The following is a 19,643-nucleotide window of genomic DNA, read 5'->3' on the forward strand; positions in this document are numbered from 1 at the left end:
ATGCCTCTACTCTCCTGTCGGGGTGGTGGAGCAATGACGAGTGATGCGGCGGGGACGTTCGAGCTCCGTGATCGGCGCGTGGAGTGCGCGGTGCTGGACGGGGTGCTCGCCGACGTGCGCTCGGGTCCCGGGCGTGCCCTGCTGGTCCGCGGCGAGGCGGGCGTCGGGAAGTCGGCGCTGCTCGACTACCTCGTGGGCCGCTCGGCCGGCTGCAGGGTCGTGCGCGCGGCAGGCGTCGAGTCCGAGATGGAGCTGCCCTTCGCCGGCCTGCACCAGCTGTGCGCGCCGATGCTGGACCGCCTCGATCGCATCCCCGGCCCGCAGGCCGAGGCGCTGGCCGTCGCGTTCGGCCACAGCAGCGGCAGCCCGCCGGACAGGTTCCTGATCGGGGTGGCCGTCCTGAGCCTGCTGGCGGCGGCGTCGGAGGACCAGCCGCTCCTGTGCGTGATCGACGACGGGCAGTGGCTGGACCAGGCCTCGACGCAGACGCTGACGTTCGCCTCGCGCCGCCTGTTCGCCGAGCGGATCGGCGTGGTCTTCTCCGTACGGGAACCGGCGGCGGGCCCGGAGTGGCGGGGGCTGCCGGAGCTGGCGGTCGGCGGCCTGCCCGAGGACGACGCCCGCGCGCTGCTGGACTCGGCCGTTCCCGGGCGGCTGGACGAGCGGGTGCGCGACCGCATCGTGGCCGAGACGCGCGGCAACCCGCTGGCCCTGCTGGAGCTGCCGCGCGGGCTGACGGCGGCGGAGCTGGCCGGCGGGTTCGGGCGGCCCGACCTGCAGCCGCTGGCGAGCCAGATCGAGCTCAGCTTCGTCCGGCGGGTGCGGTCGCTGCCCGCGCCGACGCAGCGCCTGCTGCTGACGGCGGCGGCCGAGCCGGTCGGCGACATGACGTTGCTGCTGCGCGCGGCCCAGGCCATGGACCTGCCGATGAGCGCGGGAGCGCCGGCCGAGGCGGCCGGGCTGATCGAGCTGGGCTCCCGGGTACGCTTCCGGCACCCGCTCGTGCGTACGGCCATCTACCGGGCGGCGCCGCCCGGCGACCGCCGCGCCGTGCACCAGGCCCTCGCCCAGGCGATCGACCCCGCCGCCGACCCCGACCGGCGCGCCTGGCACCGGGCGCACGCGGCGGCCGATGCCGACGAGGAGGTCGCCGCCGAGCTGGTCAGCTCCGCCGACCGGGCGCAGCGGCGTGGCGGGGTCGCGGCCGTGGCCGAGTTCCTGCGGCGCGCCACCGAGCTGACCCCGGACGCGGAGACCCGCGCGATCCGCGCCCTGTCCGCCGCCGAGGCCGCGCTGCGCTGCGGCGCCTTCGACGTCGCCCTGAGGCTGCTGCACATGGCGGACCAGGCGGCGGCCGGCGAGTTCCACCAGGCCCGGGTGACCCTGCTGCGGGCGCAGGTCGCCTTCGCCTCCGGCCACGACATGGCCGCGCCGCGGCTGCTCCTCGAAGCGGGCCGCCGGCTGGAGCCGCTGGACCTGGAGCTCGCCCGCGACACCTACCGCGACGCCATGGGCGCGGCCCTGCTCGCCGGCGCGTTCACCGAGGACTCCGGCGTGCGCGCGGTGGCGCTGGCGGTGCGCGCGGCGCCGGCGCCGGCCCCGCAGCGGCCCGGCGACCAGCTCCTGGACAGCCTCGCCGCGCTCTACACCGACGGTTACGCGGCCGCCGTGCCGCTGGCCCGGGAGGCGCTGCGGGCGTTCCGCGCGGAGGACAAGTCCAGCGCGAACGACCAGCCCTGGTTGTGGCTGGCCGGGATCACCGCCGCCGACATGTGGGACGACGAGAGCTGGGCCGTCCTCACCGAGCGGCACGTCCGGGTCGCCCGCGAGCTCGGCGATCTCAGCGTCCTCCCGCTCACCCTCAACTCGCTCGCGGTCGTCCGGCTCCTCTCCGGCGAGCGCGCGGCGGCCGTCTCCCTGGTCGCGGAGATCCAGGCCATCGGCGAGGCGACCGGGGGAACGCTGGCGCCGTACGGCGCGCTGGTGCTGGCCGCCTGGCACGGCGACGAGGCCGCCGCCACCCCGCTGATCGAGGCGAGCACGGCCGACGCGATGGCCCGCGGCGAGGACAGCGGGGTCGTGGTCACCCACTGGGCGCGGGCGCTGCTGCTGAACGGGCTCGCCCGCTACGAGGAGGCCGCCACGGCGGCCCGCGCCGCGACCGAGCACCCGACGGAGTCCGGCGTCGTCTACTGGGCCCTGCCGGAGCTGGTCGAGGCGGCCGTCCGCAGCGGGCGGCCCGAGTGGGCGGCCGCCGCCTGCGAACGCCTCGCCGCGACGGCCCGGGCCTCCGGGACCGACTGGGCGCTCGGCGTGCTGGCCAGGTCCGAGGCGCTGCTGGCGTCCGGCCGTACGGCGGAGGAGCTGTACCGGCAGGCGATCGACCACCTCGGCCGGACCAGGATCCGGACGGAGCTGGCCCGCGCCCACCTGCTGTACGGCGAGTGGCTGCGGCGGGAGAACCGCCTCAAGGAGGCGCGCGGCCGGCTCCGCACCGCCCACGACCTGCTCACCGAGGCCGGCGCCGCCGCGTTCGCCGGCCGGGCCCGCCAGGAGCTCGCCGCCGCCGGAGAGCCGGTCACCGAGCGGGCCGCCCGCCCGCGCGACACCCTCACCCCGCGGGAGGCGGACGTCGCCAGGCTCGCCGGCGACGGGCTGACCAACGCCGAGATCGGCGTCAGGCTCCTGCTCAGCCCGCACACCGTCGAATGGCACCTGAGCAAGGTCTTCACCAAGCTCGGCATCACCTCGCGCAGGCAGCTGCGCCCGAGGGACTAGGGGACCGCGGGAGCTGTCACAGAGCCCGAAGGCTGTCCGGTCTTAGCTGGCGACCCGTCCCATGTGCCGTTGAAAGGCGTCCCAGTGAGCGAGCACACCCTGTCCACCGAGCACGACCACAGCGGCTCCGTGTTCAAACCGCTGTACGTCACCCGCGTCGCCGTGACCGGCGGTGACTCCGGCCACGCGCGCGCCAGCGGCCGGGCCCGCTCGGCCGACGGCGCGCTCGCCCTGGAGCTGCGCCTGCCCGAGGAGCTGGGCGGCGACAACCCCGGCCCGAACCCCGAGCAGCTCTTCGCCGCCGGATACGCCGCCTGCTTCCAGGGCGCGCTCAGCCTGCTGGCCAGGCAGCACCTCCTCGACCCCGGGGCGATCACGGTGGAGGCGACCGTCACCTTCGGCCGCGACCCGGCCGACGGCGGCTACCAGCTACGCGCCGACCTCGTCGTGACCTGGCCGGGAGTGGACCGCGCCACGGCCACCCCGCTGCTGGCCCAGGCGACCGCGCTGTGCCCGTACGCCAAGATGGCCCGCCACGGCATCCCCGCCACGATCGCCCTCGCCGGCTGAGACCGCCCCGCACGACGAGAGGGCACCGGCCCGTGACGGCCGGTGCCCTCGTCCACGTTCGGTCCCGCTACCGCACGCTCGCCCGCGCGGCCTGCTCGATCACGTGGGCGACGGTCCTGGGAGCCGTCATCAGGCCGACATGCCCGGCGTCGTACTCGACGACGGTGGAGCCGGCCCGCTCGGCCATGCTCCGCTGCACGCCGGGAGGGATGATCCGGTCCTTGGTGCCGATGACGTTCCAGGACGGGATCGTCCGCCAGGCGGGGGCGCCGGACGGCTCGTTGAGCGCGCCCAGCGTGGCCGGCCGCTGGGTGGCCGCCACGAGCGCCTTGTCATCGAGGCTCAGCCCGTTCGCGAACGACGTCAGGACGGTCGGCGTCTTCAGGTACAGGTCGGTCTCCGCGGTGGGCGGAAGGGCCGGGGGGACGAGGTCGAACACGGTCGTCGGGTCCGGCACGGAAAGGGCGGAGTCCGGTCCCGCGAGCTGGGTCGCGGACTCGCCGGCGTCGGGGGCGAAGGCGTTGACGTAGACGAGCGCCTTGACGCCGGGGGTTCCGGCGGCCGCGTTGGTGATCACGGCCCCGCCGTAGGAGTGGCCGACGAGGACGACCGGCCCCGTCAGCGTCTCCAGGAACGCCTTCACGGACGCGGCGTCGCCCGACAGCGAGCGCAGCGGGTTGGCGATCGCCCTGACCGGATAGCCGTCGGCCTGGAGCCTGGCGATGACCCGGTTCCAGCTGGAGGCGTCCGCCCAGGCTCCGTGCACGAGCACGACGGTGGGCTTCGGCGTACGCGACCGGCTGTCCTGGGCGGCGACGCTCAGCGCCGGGCCGGCGCCGCCCAGGATGAGGGCGGCGGCGGCGAGCAGCGCCACGGCGGTGCGGGTCCGGCGCAGGGTACGGCGGGCAGGGGGATTGATCATGACTCTGTCCTGTTCCGTGTGAGAGAGGCGGCTCCGGCGGACGGGAGACTGGAGACGGTTCGCGCCGGAGCCGCGGCCGGGGCGCGTACCGCCCGGCTCGTGTGGGTTAGACCGGGCACCGGGCCCGCCGCGTGACGCCTCGCCCCCGACCGCGTGAAAGCCGCCGTGGCTGTCACGCGCGCGGGGGGCTGTCCTGTCTCAGCGGTGACACCTGTCCGATTCAGCGCGCTGGTGAGAAGGGCGGATCATGTGGGTGACACAACGCGGGAGACCGGCCTCCCCGGCCTGCCAGGGCCCACGGCCGGGAGTCGCCGGTCATGGAAGGCGTCAGGCCATGACACGTGACGGGAAGGCGCACGCGCCGGGCCTGAGCTCCCTGCCCCGCCCCGTGGCGGCGGTGATCGGCGGCGGGGGAGTGCTCGGAGCCGCGCAGGTCGGCATCGGGTACGCACTGGAGCAGCACGGATTCGCCCCTGACATGATCATCGGAACCTCGGTCGGGGCGCTCAACGGCGCGATCGTGGCCGCCCACCCCGGCACGGCCGCCGAGCGGCTCGACCACGTGTGGACCCGGGTACGCCGCCGCGAGGTGTACCCGCTCGGCCTCCTGGCCTCGCGGGTCAGCATCGTCGCCGACCACGGCCTGCGCAAGCTGATCGCCAGGGCCGACCTGCCGCGGCGCATCGAAGAGCTGCGCATCCCCTTCACCGCCGTGGCCACGGACCTGGCCACCGGCGGCGAGGCGCTGCTCAGCGAGGGGGACCTCGTGTCCGCGCTGCTGGCCAGCGCCGCCATCCCGGGAGTCCTGCCCCCGGTGGAGCGGGAGGGCCGCACGCTCATCGACGGCGGGGTGATCGCCTACGTCCCCGTACGGGCGGCGCGGCAGGCGGGGGCGGCCAGCGTGGTGGTGTTGTCGGCCGGGCCCGAATGGCCGCTGGCCTCGGCCCTGCCGCCCCGGCGGGCCGACGCGGTCGCCGCCAGGGCGGCGCTGCTGCTGGCGCACCACCAGATCGAGCGCGACCTGCGCGAGGTGTCCACCCACCTCCCCACCGTCGTGCTGCCGACCGGCATCGACACCTGGCCGGCCCCGTGGGACTTCCGGCACGCCGAGCGGCTGATCGGCACCGCCGCCCGCACGGCGGGCCGGTTCCTCGACGGGCTGCGCGTCAACGGGCCGGGCCTGTACGGGATGAGCTGCCATCCCGCCGGTCCGGCCGCCCCGGCGAGGGAGGCCGGCCGATGAGCACCATCGCGTTCCTCAACATCCCGATGCACGGGCACGTCAACCCGACGCTGCCCGTCGTGGCCGAGCTCGTCCGGCGCGGCCACTCCGTCACCTACCACATCTCCTCCGCGTTCTCGGCGGAGATCGCGGCCACCGGCGCGACCGTGTACCCGTACCCCGAGGCCGACCGGCCGCTCGCCGACCCGCCGATGCCGATCACGATGCTGGAGGGGCTCGCCCGCACCACCGTCGGTCTGCTGCCCCGGGTGCTCGCCGAGCTGCTCGAGATCCGGCCCGACCTGATCGTGCACGACTCCGCCTGCATGTGGGCCGCGGTCGCCGCCCGTGAGCTCGGCGTGCCCGCGGTGTCGCTGTTCACCACGTTCGCGTACGGCCGGCACACGCCCAGCCCCACCCGCGTCTCGTGGCAGCTGCTGGCCGAGGCGGCCTCCCACCCCCGCAACACCCGCGACTACCTGCGGTGGCGGCGCAAGCTGCGCAGCGGCTACGACACCCGCGGCCTGCCGCGCTTCGACTACGCGAACGTCCGCCAGCCGCTCAACCTGGTCTTCACCTCGCGCGACTTCCAGCCGGGCGCCGGCGCCCTGGACGAGTCGTTCCGGTTCGTCGGCCCCAGCCTGGGCTCCCGCCTGCCCGACCCGTCGTTCCCCGCCGACCGCCTGCGGGCCCCCGTGCTGTACGCCGCGCTCGGCACGGTGTTCAACGCGGGCCCGCAGCTGCTGCGCAACCTCGTCGTCGCGCTCGCCCCGCTGGGCGGCACCGTGGTCATCGCCACCGGGGAGACCAACCCGGCCGCGCTGGACCCGCTGCCGGACAACGTGATCGCGCGCCGCTTCGTCCCGCAGACCGAGGTGCTGGAACGGGCCGCGCTGTTCGTCACGCACGGCGGCATGAACAGCGCCAACGAGGCCATGTACGCGGGGGTCCCGATGTTGCTGATCCCCCAGGGTGCGGACCAGCCGCTCGTGGCCCGCCGGGTCGTCCAGCTCGGCTCCGGCCTGGCGATCAGCGCCCGCGACGCCGGCCCCGGGCTCGTGCACGCCCTGGCCCGGCGGCTGCTCGACGAGCCGCGCTTCATGGCCGCCGCGGACCGGATGCAGGTCGCCCAGCGCGAGGCCGGCGGCTACGTGCGCGCCGCCGACGAGCTGGAGCGCCACCTGCACCGCAGCCGCCAGGGCCGCCCCGCACCGGCGGACACCCCACGGGAACGGTGAGCCATGTCGCCCCTCGTGCTCACCCTGCTGCTGCTGGGCGGGCTGTCCGAGGCCGCCGGACGCCTCCTGCCGCTGATCGCCCGCCGGCCCCGCACGTCGCGGCCCCAGCTGATCCCGCTCGTCCTGATCGGCGCCGTCGTCGAGGGCGCGGTGTTCGGGCTGTGGCCGCTGATCGCGTGGACGCTCGCCGGGCTGATGCTCACCGAGCCCCCGCCCGGCGTCGCCGCGTTCACCTGGACCCCCGACAAGGCTGTCCCGCTGCTGCTCGCGGCCATTCTCGCGTTCCCGCTCCTCGGGCCGCTGCTGCACATGCTGCTGCTGGTGGCGGTCGGGGCCGGCCTGGTGGCGCCGCTCGCCGCCGCGACCGGGCTGGGCTGGTGGGCCGCCGCGGGCTGCGTGGCCGTCGCCGGGCTCGGGCTCGGCCTGGCCGTCGAGGTGGTCCGCCGCCTGGTGGTGCAGGTCGGCGCCCTCACCGGGGTGCGGGAGCCGGCCGCATGACCGAGTTCCCGCTCCTGGTCCTGGTGCTCGGCCCGGTCCTGCTCGCCGAGGCGCTGCTCGCCCGGTACGAGGTGCTGGCGTACGCCGCCGGCTGGCGGGCCCCCACCACCGAACTGCCACAGGACATGCCCTACGCCAGGGGCGCGGACCCGGACCGGCCGCCGGACGCGTACCTGGTCTACCTGGACGGCATCGGCAAGCGCCGCTTCCGCGACACCCGCGACGGGGGCAAGCTGGTCGAGGCCCTGATCGGCGGGGCGCCGGAGCTGCGCGTGCTGGGGCAGGTGCAGCCGTACTCGCCGCTGGCCGCGCCGCTGGTGAACCGGCCCGTGTGGGAGTGGCTGCGCCACCATGTCGGGCTGCTGCTGTTCCTGCACAACGTCATGCAGATCTTCGTCGCCGCCGACCACCGGTACCGCCCGCTGTACAACCGCGCCGTGGGCGCCCAGATCGCCGACCAGCTCCGCCGGGCCGGCTACCGGCCGGGCAGCGGCATCCCCGTGGTGCTGGTCAGCTACAGCGGCGGCGCCCAGGTCGCCATCGGCGCCGTCCCGGCGCTGCACGCCGGGCTGGGCGCGCCGCTGCTGCTGATCACGATCGGCGGGTTCCACAACGGCGCCAACGATCTCACCCACGCCGACCACCTGTACCAGCTCACCAGCGACCAGGACTGGATCGAGCGGGTCGGCACCTGGCTCTTCCCGCAGCGCTGGCGGGTGTTCCGCCGCAGCGCCTGGAACCGGGCCCGCCGCGACGGGAAGATCACCGCCCGGAGGCTGGACCCGGCCACCCACGTCGGGCACAACAGCTACATCAGCCCGGCGGCGAAGCTGCCCGACGGCCGCAGCCACCTGGACCGCACCGCCGGCACCGTCATCGCCCTCATCCGCGCCCACTGCGGGGCCGGGAGGACGTCGCCGTGACGGTGCTCCCGGGAACGTCCGCGGCACCCCCTTCGACGGCGCCGCACCTTTTGCCGTGATCCAGACCGGAGAGATAGGCTACGTGTCCAATCAAGCCGACCGCCCGGTGCCTCCAGCTGTCGGACGTGCGGCCGGTGGAGGCGTGGCCATGGCGAGCAAGGATCCCAGGTTGCAGCTGCGCGGCAGGCAGACCGAATGCGAGGCGCTGGACCAGCTCGTGGCCACGGTGCAGTCCGGCCACAGCGCGGTCCTGGTGGTGCGCGGCGAGGCGGGCATCGGCAAGACGGCGCTGCTGGAGCACGCGCGGGCCGGCGCGGCCGGCTGCCGGATCGCCAGGGCGGCGGGCATCGAGTCGGAGATGGAGCTGGCCTTCGGCGGGCTGCACCAGCTCTGCGCCCCGTTCCTGGACCATCTCCCGCACCTGCCGGCCCCGCAGCGCGAGGCGCTCGGCACCGCGTTCAGGCTGAGCGCGGGGCCTCCGCCCGACCGCTTCCTGGTCGGCCTCTCGGTGCTCAGCCTGCTCGCCGACGTGGCCGACAAGGAGCCGCTGGTCTGCCTCGTCGACGACGCCCAGTGGCTCGACCGGGTCTCCGCGCAGACGCTCGCCTTCGTCGCGCGGCGCCTGCTCGCCGAGCGGATCGGGCTGGTGTTCGCGGTGCGCGAGCCCAGCCTGGAGGACGAGCTGGCGGGGCTGCCGGAGCTCGAGGTCGGCCGCCTGAGCGACGGCGACGCCCGCGCGCTGCTGGACTCCGTGGTTCCCGGACGGCTCGACGCGCGGGTACGGGACCGGATCGTCGCCGAGACGCAGGGCAACCCGCTGGCCCTGCTGGAGCTGCCCCAGGGGCTGACCCCGGCGGAGCTGGCGGGCGGGTTCGGGCGGCCCGACACGGGGTCCCTGGCCGGCCAGATCGAGCAGAGTTTCCTGCGGCGGGTCCGTTCGCTGCCCCCCGAGACCCAGCGACTGCTGCTCATCGCGGCGGCCGAGCCGGTGGGCGACGTGGCCCTGCTGGCACGGGCGGCGGACCTGCTGGGCATCGACTCGGCCGCGGCGGCACCGGCCGAGTCGGCTGGACTGATCACCATCGGGGCCCGGGTACGGTTCCGCCACCCCCTCGTGCGTTCCGCGGCCTACCGCGTGGCGTCCCCGGAGGATCGGCAGGGCGTGCACCGCGCGCTGGCCGACGCGACCGACCCCCAGGCGGACCCCGACCGCCGGGCCTGGCATCTCGCCTGCGCCGCCGCGGGCCCCGACGAGGCGGTGGCCGCCGAGCTCGAACGATCCGCCGGCCGGGCACAGGCCCGCGGCGGGGTCGCGGCGGCGGCCGCGTTCCTGGAACGGGCGGCCGAGCTGACCCCCGACTCCGCCCGCCGCGGTGCCAGAGCGCTGGCCGCCGCCCGGGCCAAGCACCAGGCCGGCGGGTACGACGCCGCACTCGAACTCCTGGACGCGGCGGAGCTCAGCCCCCTGGGCGAGCGCGAGCTCGCCCAGGCCGACCTGCTGCGCGGCCAGATCATGTTCGCCTCCACCAGCGCGGGCGCCGGCCTGCCCCTGCTGCTCAAGGCGGCCAGGCGGCTGGAGCCGCTGGACGCCGGGCTGGCCCGCGAGACCTACCGCGACGCGCTGTACGCGGCACTCACCGCCGGCCGCCTGCCGGACGGCGCCCAGCTCGCGGACGTGGCGGCGGCGGCGCTAGCCGCACCACCCGGACCGCGCCCCGAGCGTGACGACCTGCTCGTGAACGGCGTGGCGGCCATGGTCACCGAGAGCTACGCGGCAGGCGTGCCGACGGTCCGCCGGGCCCTGGACGCCTTCCGCACAGCGGACATCTCCCGGGAGGAGGGCCTCGGCTGGCTCCCGCTCGCCTCCCGCATGGCCCACAACACCTGGGACTTCGACGGCTGGTCGATGCTCTCGGCGAAGCTGGTCGAGCTCGCCCGCGAAACCGGGGCCCTGTCCATCCTGCCGCCCGCCCTGCTGCTGCTCGTGCCGAACCGGGTCGACGCCGGCCAGTTCGCCGTCGCCGAGTCGCTGGTCGCCGAGGCGGCGACGATCGGTGAGGCGACGGGCAGCCGCGTCTTCGCCCATTACTGCGCCCTGGTGCTGGAGCCGTGGCGCGGCCGGGAAGCCGCCACCCGCCAGGCGATCGAGGCGATCACCCGCGACCTGGCACTCCAGGGGGAGGGCAAGGTGCTGACCGCCACCCACTGGGCGAACGCGGTGCTCTGCAACGGCCTGGGCCGCTACGAGGAGGCGTACGTCGCGGCCGAGCGAGGCTGCGAGAACCCGCAGGAGCTCGGCCTGTCCATCTCGTCCCTGGTCGAGCTCGTCGAGGCCGCCACCCGCAGCGGCCGGCCCGCCCGCGCCGCCACCGCCGCCCGGCACCTCGACGAGATGGCCCAGGCCGCCGGCACCGACTGGGGCCTCGGTACCTCGGCCCTGGTACGCGCCCAGGTGAGCGAGGGGCAGGCCGCCGACGCCCTCTACCGCGAGGCGATCGAGCGGCTCGGCCGTACCGAGGCCGGCGTGGCCCGCGCCCGCAGCCGGCTGCTCTACGGCGAATGGCTGCGCAGGGAGAACCGCCGCGCCGGCGCCCGGGAGCAGCTGGGCGCCGCGTACGAGCTGCTCGCCCAGATGGGCGCCGAGGCGTTCGCGGAGCGTGCCCGGCGCGAGCTGCAGGCCACCGGCGAGACGGTACGCAGACGCCTCGTCGAGGTGCGCACCACGCTCACCGCCCAGGAGGCGCACATCGCGCAGCTCGCCGGCGACGGGCTGACGAACTCGGAGATCGGCGCTCTGCTCTTCATCAGTCCCCATACCGTCGAGTGGCACCTGCGCAAGATCTTCGTGAAGCTCGGCATCGTCTCCCGCAAGCAGATCCGCGCCACGCTGCTCGACGGCGCGGCCGAGACGGCCTGACCGCCGGTTCACCGGCGGTCGCGGGCCCGCATCAGGGCCTTGACCAGCTCGCCCGCCCACAGGATGGCCGAGCCGACGGCCAGGCAGGCCAGCCACTGGCCGAAGGTGAGATCGGTGGTGGTGAAGAAGCCGTGCAGGGCGTCCACCTCGACGATGATCAGCAGCAGGACGACGACCGCGAGCGTGGCGACCAGCGGGTTCGGGTGGTGCAGGGTCTCGCGGTGGAACAGGCTGCGGGTGGGGTGGCGGACGGTGAGCAGGTTGAACGCCTGGAAGAAGACGAACGTGACGAGCGCCATCGTGCCCGCGACGCTGGCCTGGCCCACGGCCGCGGCGGGGCCGGGCGCCCAGACGAGCACGGCGGCGGTGCCGGTCGCCATGATCGTGCTGGTCAGCAGGATGCGCACGAGGCGTTCCCTGGTGAGGATGGGCTCGCGGGGCGGGCGGGGTGGCCGGCTCATCGCGTCCGGGCTCGCCGGGTCGACGCCGAGCGACATCGCGGGCGGGCCGTCCATGACGAGGTTGACGAAGAGGATCTGCAGGGCGGTGAACGGGGCGCCGCCCGCGAGGCCGGTCAGCGAGGTGATCAGGAACGTCAGCACGAAGCCGAGCGCGGTCGAGACCTGGAAACGGGTGAACTTGACGATGTTGTCGTAGATGCCGCGGCCTTCGCGGACGGCGCCCACGATGGTGGCGAAGTTGTCGTCGGTGAGCACCATGGTCGCCGCCTCCTTGGTCACCTCCGTCCCGGTCAGGCCCATGGCGACGCCGATGTCCGCCTTGCGCAGCGCGGGGGCGTCGTTGACGCCGTCGCCGGTCATCGCGACGACGTCGCCGCGGGCCTGGAGTGCGCCGACGATGCGGAGCTTGTGCTCGGGCGAGACCCGGGCGATGACGCCGATGCCGTCCAGGCGGCGGGCCAGATCGGCGTCGTCGGTGTAGCGGTCGAGCTCGGCGCCGGTGACGGCCTGGCCGGGGATGCCGAGGTCGCGGGCGATGGCGGCGGCGGTCACCGCGTGGTCGCCGGTGATCATCCGCACGCGGATGCCCGCCTCGCGGCACTGCTCGATGGCCTGCCTCGCCTCCGGCCTCGGCGGGTCGACGATGCCGACCAGGGCGATCAGGACCAGGCGGTCCAGCAGCTCCTTCGCATCGCCACCGATGGCCTCGCCGGCGCTCTCGCCCGCGGCATTCCCGGCGGCTTTCCGGGCGGCCTCGCCCGCGGTTTCGCCGGCGACCTCGCCGGCGGGAAAGTCCTGGAGGGCCACGGCCAGCACCCGCCGGCCCTGTCCGGCCAGGCTCGCGTTCGCCTCGTCGTAGCGCCGCCGCTCCTGCGGGTCGAGCTCGGTGACGCCGTCCGGGCCCAGGTAGTGGGTGGCCCGGGCGGCCAGGACGTCCGGCGCGCCCTTGACGAAGCAGCGCACGACCGGCCGGCCGCCGCCATCGGTCCAGCGGTGGAAGGTGGCCATGAACTTGTGGTCCGCGTCGAACGGGACCTCCGCCACGCGCGGGCGCTGCCGGCGCAGTGCCGTGACGTCGATGCCGCCCTTCTCGGCCAGTACGACCAGGGCGGCCTCGGTGGGATCGCCGACCACCGCCTCCTCGTCGTCGCGGAACACCGCGTCGGTGCAGAGCGCCATCGCGATCAGCGCCTCGTCCAGGGCGGCCGGTGGCGGGCGGCCGTCGGTGGAGCGGATGCGCCCGTCCAGAGCGTAACCGTGGCCCGAGACGGTGAAGCGCCGCCGCGCGAGGAAGACCTCCCTGGCCGTCATCTGGTTGAGGGTCAGCGTGCCGGTCTTGTCGGTGCAGATCTGCGAGGTGCTGCCCAGGGTCTCCACCGACGACAGCCGCTTGACGATGGCGCCGCGGCGGGCGAGCCGTTCGGTGCCCATGGCCAGCGTGAACGCGACCACCGCCGGCAGCCCTTCCGGGATGGCGGCCACGGCCAGCGAGACCGCGGTCACGAACAACACCCCGAACTCCTGCCCGCGCACCAGCCCGAGCACGACCACGACGGCCACCACCACGGCGGAGATGAGCGCCAGGGTCCTGCTGAGCGTGCTGATCTGCCGTTGTAAGGGGGTCGGGGCGGGCTTGGCCGAGGCGAGCAGGCCGGCGATCCGCCCGGTCTCGGTCGCCATGCCGGTGGCCGTGACGATCATCTCGCCCCGGCCGCGGGTGACCGAGGTGTTCATGAACAGCGCGTTCGCACGGTCGGCCAGCGCCGCCCCCTCCTCGACGCGGCCGGTGGCGGACTTGGCGACCGGCTGCGCCTCCCCGGTCAGCTCCGACTCCCGCACCTCCAGGGAGGCCGAGGACAGCAGCCTCCCGTCCGCCGGCACCCGGTCCCCGGCCTCGACGACCACCACGTCCCCTGGTACCAGCCCGGTGGCGTCCAGCCGGGTGAGCGTGCCGTCCCGCCGGACGGTCGCCACGGTGGAGGTCATCTTCCTGAGCGCCTCCAGCGAGGCTTCTGCCCGGGACTCCTGGACGAAGCCGATGGTGGCGTTCAGCAGCACGACCACGGCGATCGCGAGCGGGGTCTCCCACTCCCGCGAGATCACCAGGCTGACCACGGCGGCGGCCAGCAGGATCACGATCATCAGGTCCTGGAACTGACGCAGGAAGGCGCGCCAGCGCGGTTCGCGGGCCGCCTCCCGCAGGCGGTTGGGGCCGTGGCGGTCGAGCCGCCGCGACGCCTCGCCGGTCGACAGCCCCTCCTCGGGGGCGGCCTGGAGCAGGACGGCGACCTCGCCGGCCGGCAGCGCGTGCCACGGCGTACGGTCCGGGTCGATCAGGTGGCCGGCCTCCGGGAGCCGGGTGGCGCCATGGGGTTCGCTCATCCCCCTGAGACCGGGCGGCCACGCGGGTGCGTGACAGTGCTCCGTTCCGGTTTCATCGCGAATGAAATGGTTTCGGGTGAAAGGACGCTCGGTAGCATGACGTCATGGCCGCCGACGTCCCTGACCGTGTCACCACCTCGCGCGCGACCGCCCGCCCCGGCGACACCTCGCCCTTCGCCCTCGGGCTGCTGCTGCGCCAGGCGCACTGGCGCGCGGCCTCGGTGATGACGGAGGCGCTCCGGCCGCTCGGCATCGAGCTGCGGCACTTCGCCGTGCTGATCGTGCTGATGGACCGCGGCCCCACGGTGCAGCGGGACCTGGCGGCGGCGACCGGCTCGGACAAGGCGGGCGTCATGCGGGTCGTGGACGACCTGGAGCGCAAGGGCCTGGCCGTGCGCAGGACGGTTCCCGGCGACCGGCGGGTGCGGGTGGTCGAGATCACGCCGCAGGGGATCGAGCTCTTCGACGCGGCCCACGTGGCGGCGGAGCCGCAGGCCGCCCGCCTGGCCGCCGGGCTGGGCCCCGACGAGGCCGAGCAGCTGAAGGAGCTGCTGACCCGGGTCGCCTATCCCACCGCTGACGACGCGCTGTAGTAGCCGCCCGCGACACGTTTTACCAGCTCATGGCACCTTTGCGGGTCGAGATCGTATTGAATGATACGATTTCGTCTGATACTATCGAACTGTATCCACAGGAACACGACGTGCAGGCAGGAGGTTTCGATCATGAACGTCTACGAGGCAGTCACGAGCCGCCGGGCGGTACGCGGATTCACCGACCAGCCCGTCCCCATGGAGGTGCTGAAGCGCGTGCTGTCGGCTGCGGCCTGGGCCCCGTCCGGGTCGAACCTTCAGCCGTGGCGCATCTACGTGGTGACCGGCGAGCCGCTCGCCGAGATCAAGAGGCGGGCCGGTGCGCGGCTCGCCGCGGGCGACCCCTGGGACGAGCGCGAGTACGAGATGTACCCGGCCGACCTGAAGTCCCCGTACCGCGAGCGCCGGTCCGCCTTCGGCCGGGAGCGCTACGGCGCGCTCGGCGTCGCCCGCGACGACTGGGAGTCCCGCCAGCGGGCCGCGGCGGGCAACTGGCAGTGCTTCGGCGCGCCCGTCGCCCTGTTCTGCTACATCGACCGCGACCTGGGCCTGCCCCAGTGGGCCGACGTCGGCATGTACCTGCAGACGGTCATGCTGCTGCTCCGCGAGGAGGGGCTGCACAGCTGCCCGCAGATGTCCTGGTCGGTGTACCGCGAGACCGTCGCGGACGTCCTGCACCCGCCGGAAGAGCTCATGCTGTTCTGCGGCCTGTCGATCGGGTTCGAGGACGTCAGGGCGGACTACAACCGTACGGGCCGGGCGCCGCTCGACGAGACGGTCACGTTCGTCACCGGCACCGCGAACGGGCACGAGGCGCCGGTGGTGTCCGCGCACCGGAGCGGCTGCCCCCACCCGGTGGCGGTCAAGCTCAGGACCGGCCGGGGCCTGCGGAGGAACCGCTCGCGGTCGTACCGCCCGTTCGCGGGCGGCGCGGGCCGGCGCGTCCACGCCGGCGGGCCGCACTGGACCGTGGTCTGGCCCGGCGGTCGCCTCCGCCTCTCATGCACCTGGCGGGACGCCCCGGCGACCGGCTCCCAACGGCAGGACGCCCCGCAGGCCGGGTCACCGCGACGGGACGCCCCGCAGGCCGCATCACCGCGCCGGGGCGCCTCGGCGGCCGGGTCGTCGCGGTTCGCCGGTCGCCTGCCGGTTTCGTCCCGCCGCTGAACCGGCGGAATCCACATCACCTCACGGGGAGAGACATGACCGACCAGTTCCACCTCGGCCACGACCTGACGATCGGCAGGCTCGGGTTCGGCGCCATGCGCCTGTGCCAGAGCCACCCGGGCGGCCCCGCCCGGGACGCCGAGTCCGGGCGAGCCGTCCTGCGCCGCGCCGCCGAGCTGGGCGTGAACCACCTCGACACCGCCGGCTTCTACCGCGCCCAGGACGGCTCGGTGACCGCCAACGCCCTGATTCGCGAGGCCCTGGCCCCGTACCCGGACGACCTGGTCATCGCCACCAAGGTCGGCCCGGTCTTCGGCCCCGGCGGCCCCCGCCAGGCCACCGCGGCCGAGCTCCGCCCCCAGGTCGAAGCCGATCTCGAGAGCCTGGGCCTGGACCGCCTCGACCTGGTCTACCTGCGCATCGGCAAGACGGACCCGCCGCGCGGCGAATCGCTCGCCGAGCGCTTCGAGGTGCTCGCCGCGCTGCGCGAGGAGGGCCTGATCCGCCACCTGGGCCTCAGCAACGTCGACACCGGCCATCTCGCCGAGGCCCGCACGATCGCCCCCGTCGCCGCCGTCCAGAACCACTTCCACATCGCCAACCGCGCCGAGACGGCCGTCCTCGACGCCTGCGAGCAGGCCGGCATCGCGTTCGTGCCCTTCTTCCCCATGGGCGGCGGCAGGACCGGCCTCGACGACCCCGCCCTGGTCAAGGTCGCGGAACGGCACGGCGCCACCGCCCGCCAGATCGCGCTGGCGTGGCTGCTGGCTTTGTCCCCCGCGATCCTGGCCATCCCGGGCACCGGCACCGTGGCCCACCTGGAGGAGAACCTGGCCGCCCGGTCGATCCGCCTCACCGGTGAGGACCTCGCCGACCTCGCCTGATCACCGCTCTTCCCCGGCACGACCGGGCAGGGGCGCTGTAGAAGTGACGTATGACGCACAGCGGTTGGCACGGACCGGACAGCGCCGATCCCCTGGCGGTCACGTCGGCCGTGGTCGCGGCCTCCCGGCTGCTGGTGGGGATCGCCGTCCGGTCACTGGCCGAGGTCGAGGGCAAGGTGACGTTGCCGCAGTTCCGCATGCTGGTGGTGCTCAGCGAGCAGGGGCCCACCAACCTGGTCACCATGGCCGGGCTCCTCGGCGTCACCTCTCCCACGGCGATGCGGATGGCCGACCGGCTCGTCCTGGCCGAGCTGGTCGTCCGCGAGGTCAGCCCGCACAGCCGGCGTGAATCGATCATGAGCCTGACCTCGCAGGGCCGCCGGCTCGTGGCCAAGGTGATGGCCCGCCGGCAGGCCGAGGTCGCCGCCATCGTCTCGCGGATGACTCCCGAGCAGCGCCGCGCCGTGATCGAGGCGCTGACGGTCTTCAACCAGGCGGGCGAGGAATCGGTCGCGACGCCGGCGCACCCCCTCGGCTGGCCGGAGGACCACCGTTGACCCGGCCACCACCCTGAACGCCCCACTCCGGCGCAATAATGGCCGAGGACACGCGGGCCGGGAACGTCGCCGCCGCCTGACCGAAGGAGAGGACGAATTCCGTGAGCCGGCTGGTCGAACTCCACTCGCGCAAGGCCGCCCGCATCCTGGACAGCGCGCGCGGGCTGGTGCTCGACCACGGCGCGGGCAAGGTCACCGTGCCGGAGATCAGCCGCGCGGCCGGCGTCGGCAAGGGCACCGTCTACCTGTACTGGCCCAGCAAGGAGGACCTCATCCGCGGGCTGTCGCCCGTGACCTGCCGGCCCTGATGGAGGAGGGGATCGCCCGCATCACCGCCGACCCCGGCATGGTCCGGCCCCGCCGCCAGGCGCCGCTCGTCGTCCGTACCGGGTCGAGACTCCCGCTGGGGCGCCGCCTGCGCAGCGGGGAGCCGGAGCTGCTGCGGCTGCTCATGCAGGATCCCGGCGACCGCGAGCTGTACGCCCGCGCCCGGCCGGCCGCCATGTGGGACGCGGTCATGCCGATCCTGCGCCGCCACGGCCTGATCCGCGACGACCGCCCGCTCGCCGGCCAGGCCTGCGCCCTGCACGCCCTGCTCGACGGCTTCTCCACCGCCGTCTACGAGCCGGAGACCGCCCCGCCCGGGGCCGACGACCCGGACGCGGTGCTCGCCGACACCGTGGCGCAGCTGTTCGAACCGGCGGACCCGCCCGGCGAGGCGGCCGTCAAGGCGGCGGCCGAGGAGACCCTGGCGATCTTCCGCGAGATCCGGGACGCGGTCCTGGACCTCATCGACCGCAGCCAGACCGCCGCCGCCCCCTGAGAGCGCTCCGGCGCAGGCGTCACGGGCACGCGAGACCGCCGCCCCCTGAGACCGCGCTGGCGGCGGCCGACCGAGCTGGGCACCTGCCTTCCCTTCAGCGCGGCCGGAACGCGATCAGCCGGCGGAGCCTCCGGGCCACCGGATCGTGCGGGCGGCCGACGAAGGCGATGCGCAGCCAGTCGCCGGCGTCGGACCGGAGGAGATCGTCGCGTACGGACGGGTCGGCACCGCGCTCCAGCAGCAGCCGGACCACGTGCGCCCGCCCGCCCCGGACGGCCCAGTGCAGGCCGGTCCGCCCGAGGTAGGGCGCGACGTCAGGATGCACGCCCCGGTCGAGGAACCAGCGCACGACCTCGACCCGGCCGTGCTGGCAGGCGTGCACGAACGCCTCGCCCACGATCTCCTCCTGATCGTCGGCCGGCGGCAACCGGGACGGGAACCCGGCCCCGGTGTCGGCGAGGTCGGGCCGCGCCGGCGCGGCGTCCGGCCGTAGGCGCCCGTCCGCGTCGAAGCAGGCCCGCACCCGATCCAGCCGCCCGCACGCGGCGTACGTCCACAGCGCCGCCGGGACGATCGCGCGTGCGGCCAGCAGGTCCACGATCTCCGTGTTGTCGTGGTGGATCGCGTTCTCCAGCGGGGTGATGCCCCACCTCCGGACGCCGGGGTCGGCGCCGGCGTCGAGCAGCAGCCGCACGTACGCCACCCGGTTGGAGCGGGCGGCCCAGACGAGCGGGAGATCCAGGTCGGTGGCCTTGCCGAGCAGCACCTCGACCCCGGCGCGCGGCACGCCCAGCTCCCTGCCGAGCCGGACCCCGGGGATCGTCTCCGGCCGCGCGAGCATCAGCAGCAGGGTGCCGGCCTGCCCGGCGGTCAGAGCGGCCAGCCGGTCGGTGTCGCCGGCCAGCAGCGCCCCGGCCTCAGGGTGCAGCCGCCGCCGTTCCTCCCGGCGTTCACCGAGGTCGCGGCGGGACTTCTCGGTGAAGGACACGAGCTCGTGCCAGGTCGGGAAGCCGAGCTCGCGCGCGATGATCAGCCGCGCGTCGCGCGGCTCGGCGCCCGCGGCGGAGGTGGCGGTGGCGTGCCGGGGCACGTACGCCCGCAGTCGTCGCAGCGCGCCGGGATCGCCGCGGCGCAACTCGTCGAGGAGGGCGCCGGCCATCGAGGCGTAGACGCCCGGCCTGACTCCCATGAGGCGGGAGACCGGCCGTTCCCCGCCGCGGCCTTCGACGTGGGCGCGGAACTCGGCCCAGGTCCGGAACCCGTGCTCCTGCGCGAGCACGAACTGGGCGTCGCTGAGCAGGAACCGCCCGGCGCCGCCCAGCACGTCGGCGACCCGGGCCGCGGCGTCGGGGTCGCCCGCCGCGTACGCGTGCCGCAGGTGTTTGGCCTGCTTGCGGTAGTACTCCAGGTTCGGACGGGCGGGCAGCTCGAAATGACGATCGGCCATGGCAACCTCCTTCGCCGCCGGGGTCCGCTTGCCCGGCCGGAAAGAGGCTGGTCGTGTCCCATGCGTGGACGTGCTGCTTCGAGGTGGGAAGGTCCCTGCCCGCGGACTGGCAGCGCCCTCGCGCGCTCCCCCCAGGTTAAGGACCGCCTCCGCGTGCGGGCAACCATCAATATCGACGTTAGCTGCATTGCGTTGACAACGATAATAACAGTGATACCGTTGCTGACGGTTCCATTGGAAGCATCAGTGAAGGAGCGCCAC

The 19,643-nt window shown here is 74.7% G+C and carries 16 protein-coding genes; 13 read left to right on the top strand and 3 right to left on the bottom strand.

What is annotated here, in order from left to right; all coding sequences use genetic code 11:
• Positions 1-33: 33 nt before the first annotated feature.
• On the top strand, positions 34-2,778 hold the full coding sequence (locus HD593_RS20260) for an ATP-binding protein (RefSeq protein WP_185103677.1): 2,745 nt from the start codon (positions 34-36) through the stop codon (positions 2,776-2,778).
• Between the two features lie 84 nt (positions 2,779-2,862).
• Positions 2,863-3,348, top strand: a complete 486-nt coding sequence (locus HD593_RS20265) for an Ohr family peroxiredoxin (RefSeq protein WP_185103679.1) — start codon at positions 2,863-2,865, stop codon at positions 3,346-3,348.
• A gap of 67 nt (positions 3,349-3,415) precedes the next feature.
• On the opposite strand, the gene HD593_RS20270 is transcribed toward HD593_RS20265, so the two are convergent.
• Positions 3,416-4,270, bottom strand: a complete 855-nt coding sequence (locus tag HD593_RS20270; protein ID WP_185103681.1) for an alpha/beta fold hydrolase — start codon at positions 4,268-4,270, stop codon at positions 3,416-3,418.
• 334 nt (positions 4,271-4,604) lie between these two features.
• Here HD593_RS20270 and HD593_RS20275 point away from each other — a divergent pair, with 334 nt between their 5' ends.
• From HD593_RS20275 to HD593_RS20295, 5 genes are all read left to right on the top strand, one after another.
• Positions 4,605-5,513 carry a patatin-like phospholipase family protein gene (locus tag HD593_RS20275; RefSeq protein WP_185103683.1) on the top strand — a complete coding sequence of 303 codons (909 nt, stop codon included), beginning with the start codon at positions 4,605-4,607 and terminating at the stop codon, positions 5,511-5,513.
• Positions 5,510-6,730: a macrolide family glycosyltransferase gene (locus tag HD593_RS20280; RefSeq protein WP_185103685.1), complete on the top strand. Its 1,221-nt coding sequence runs from the start codon at positions 5,510-5,512 to the stop codon at positions 6,728-6,730. Before HD593_RS20275 ends, HD593_RS20280 begins: the two co-directional genes overlap by 4 nt.
• A gap of 3 nt (positions 6,731-6,733) precedes the next feature.
• Positions 6,734-7,228 carry a hypothetical protein gene (locus tag HD593_RS20285; protein ID WP_185103686.1) on the top strand — a complete coding sequence of 165 codons (495 nt, stop codon included), beginning with the start codon at positions 6,734-6,736 and terminating at the stop codon, positions 7,226-7,228.
• Positions 7,225-8,151, top strand: coding sequence for a hypothetical protein (locus HD593_RS20290; protein WP_185103688.1), 927 nt, complete (start codon positions 7,225-7,227; stop codon positions 8,149-8,151). The genes HD593_RS20285 and HD593_RS20290 overlap by 4 nt, the downstream gene beginning before the upstream one ends.
• 148 nt (positions 8,152-8,299) lie before the next feature.
• A complete protein-coding gene (locus HD593_RS20295) occupies positions 8,300-11,068 on the top strand; it encodes an ATP-binding protein (protein WP_185103690.1) in 2,769 nt (922 codons plus the stop codon).
• A gap of 8 nt (positions 11,069-11,076) precedes the next feature.
• On the opposite strand, the gene HD593_RS20300 is transcribed toward HD593_RS20295, so the two are convergent.
• Positions 11,077-13,911 carry a cation-translocating P-type ATPase gene (locus HD593_RS20300; protein WP_185103692.1) on the bottom strand — a complete coding sequence of 945 codons (2,835 nt, stop codon included), beginning with the start codon at positions 13,909-13,911 and terminating at the stop codon, positions 11,077-11,079.
• 104 nt (positions 13,912-14,015) lie between these two features.
• On the opposite strand from HD593_RS20300, the gene HD593_RS20305 reads away from it, so the two are divergent.
• From HD593_RS20305 to HD593_RS20330, 6 genes are all read left to right on the top strand, one after another.
• Positions 14,016-14,504 (top strand): MarR family winged helix-turn-helix transcriptional regulator, encoded by a 489-nt coding sequence (locus HD593_RS20305; RefSeq protein WP_185103693.1) that lies wholly within the window; start codon positions 14,016-14,018, stop codon positions 14,502-14,504.
• Positions 14,505-14,636: 132 nt separating this feature from the next.
• Positions 14,637-15,671, top strand: coding sequence for a nitroreductase (locus tag HD593_RS60320; protein WP_221524846.1), 1,035 nt, complete (start codon positions 14,637-14,639; stop codon positions 15,669-15,671).
• A 35-nt stretch (positions 15,672-15,706) separates the two neighbouring features.
• The gene (locus HD593_RS20315; protein WP_185103695.1) at positions 15,707-16,555 is read left to right on the top strand and encodes an aldo/keto reductase; all 849 of its coding nucleotides are present in this window, start codon (positions 15,707-15,709) and stop codon (positions 16,553-16,555) included.
• Positions 16,556-16,605: 50 nt separating this feature from the next.
• On the top strand, positions 16,606-17,112 hold the full coding sequence (locus HD593_RS20320; protein WP_185103696.1) for a MarR family winged helix-turn-helix transcriptional regulator: 507 nt from the start codon (positions 16,606-16,608) through the stop codon (positions 17,110-17,112).
• Between the two features lie 101 nt (positions 17,113-17,213).
• On the top strand, positions 17,214-17,420 hold the full coding sequence (locus HD593_RS20325; protein WP_185103698.1) for a TetR/AcrR family transcriptional regulator: 207 nt from the start codon (positions 17,214-17,216) through the stop codon (positions 17,418-17,420).
• On the top strand, positions 17,420-17,935 hold the full coding sequence (locus HD593_RS20330) for a hypothetical protein (RefSeq protein WP_185103700.1): 516 nt from the start codon (positions 17,420-17,422) through the stop codon (positions 17,933-17,935). Before HD593_RS20325 ends, HD593_RS20330 begins: the two co-directional genes overlap by 1 nt.
• 94 nt (positions 17,936-18,029) lie before the next feature.
• Here the strand turns inward: HD593_RS20330 and HD593_RS20335 are convergent, their stop codons facing one another.
• A complete protein-coding gene (locus HD593_RS20335) occupies positions 18,030-19,382 on the bottom strand; it encodes an ankyrin repeat domain-containing protein (RefSeq protein ID WP_185103702.1) in 1,353 nt (450 codons plus the stop codon).
• Positions 19,383-19,643 lie beyond the last annotated feature (261 nt).

The organism is Nonomuraea rubra (assembly GCF_014207985.1).
In the GTDB taxonomy this organism is placed as follows: domain Bacteria; phylum Actinomycetota; class Actinomycetes; order Streptosporangiales; family Streptosporangiaceae; genus Nonomuraea; species Nonomuraea rubra.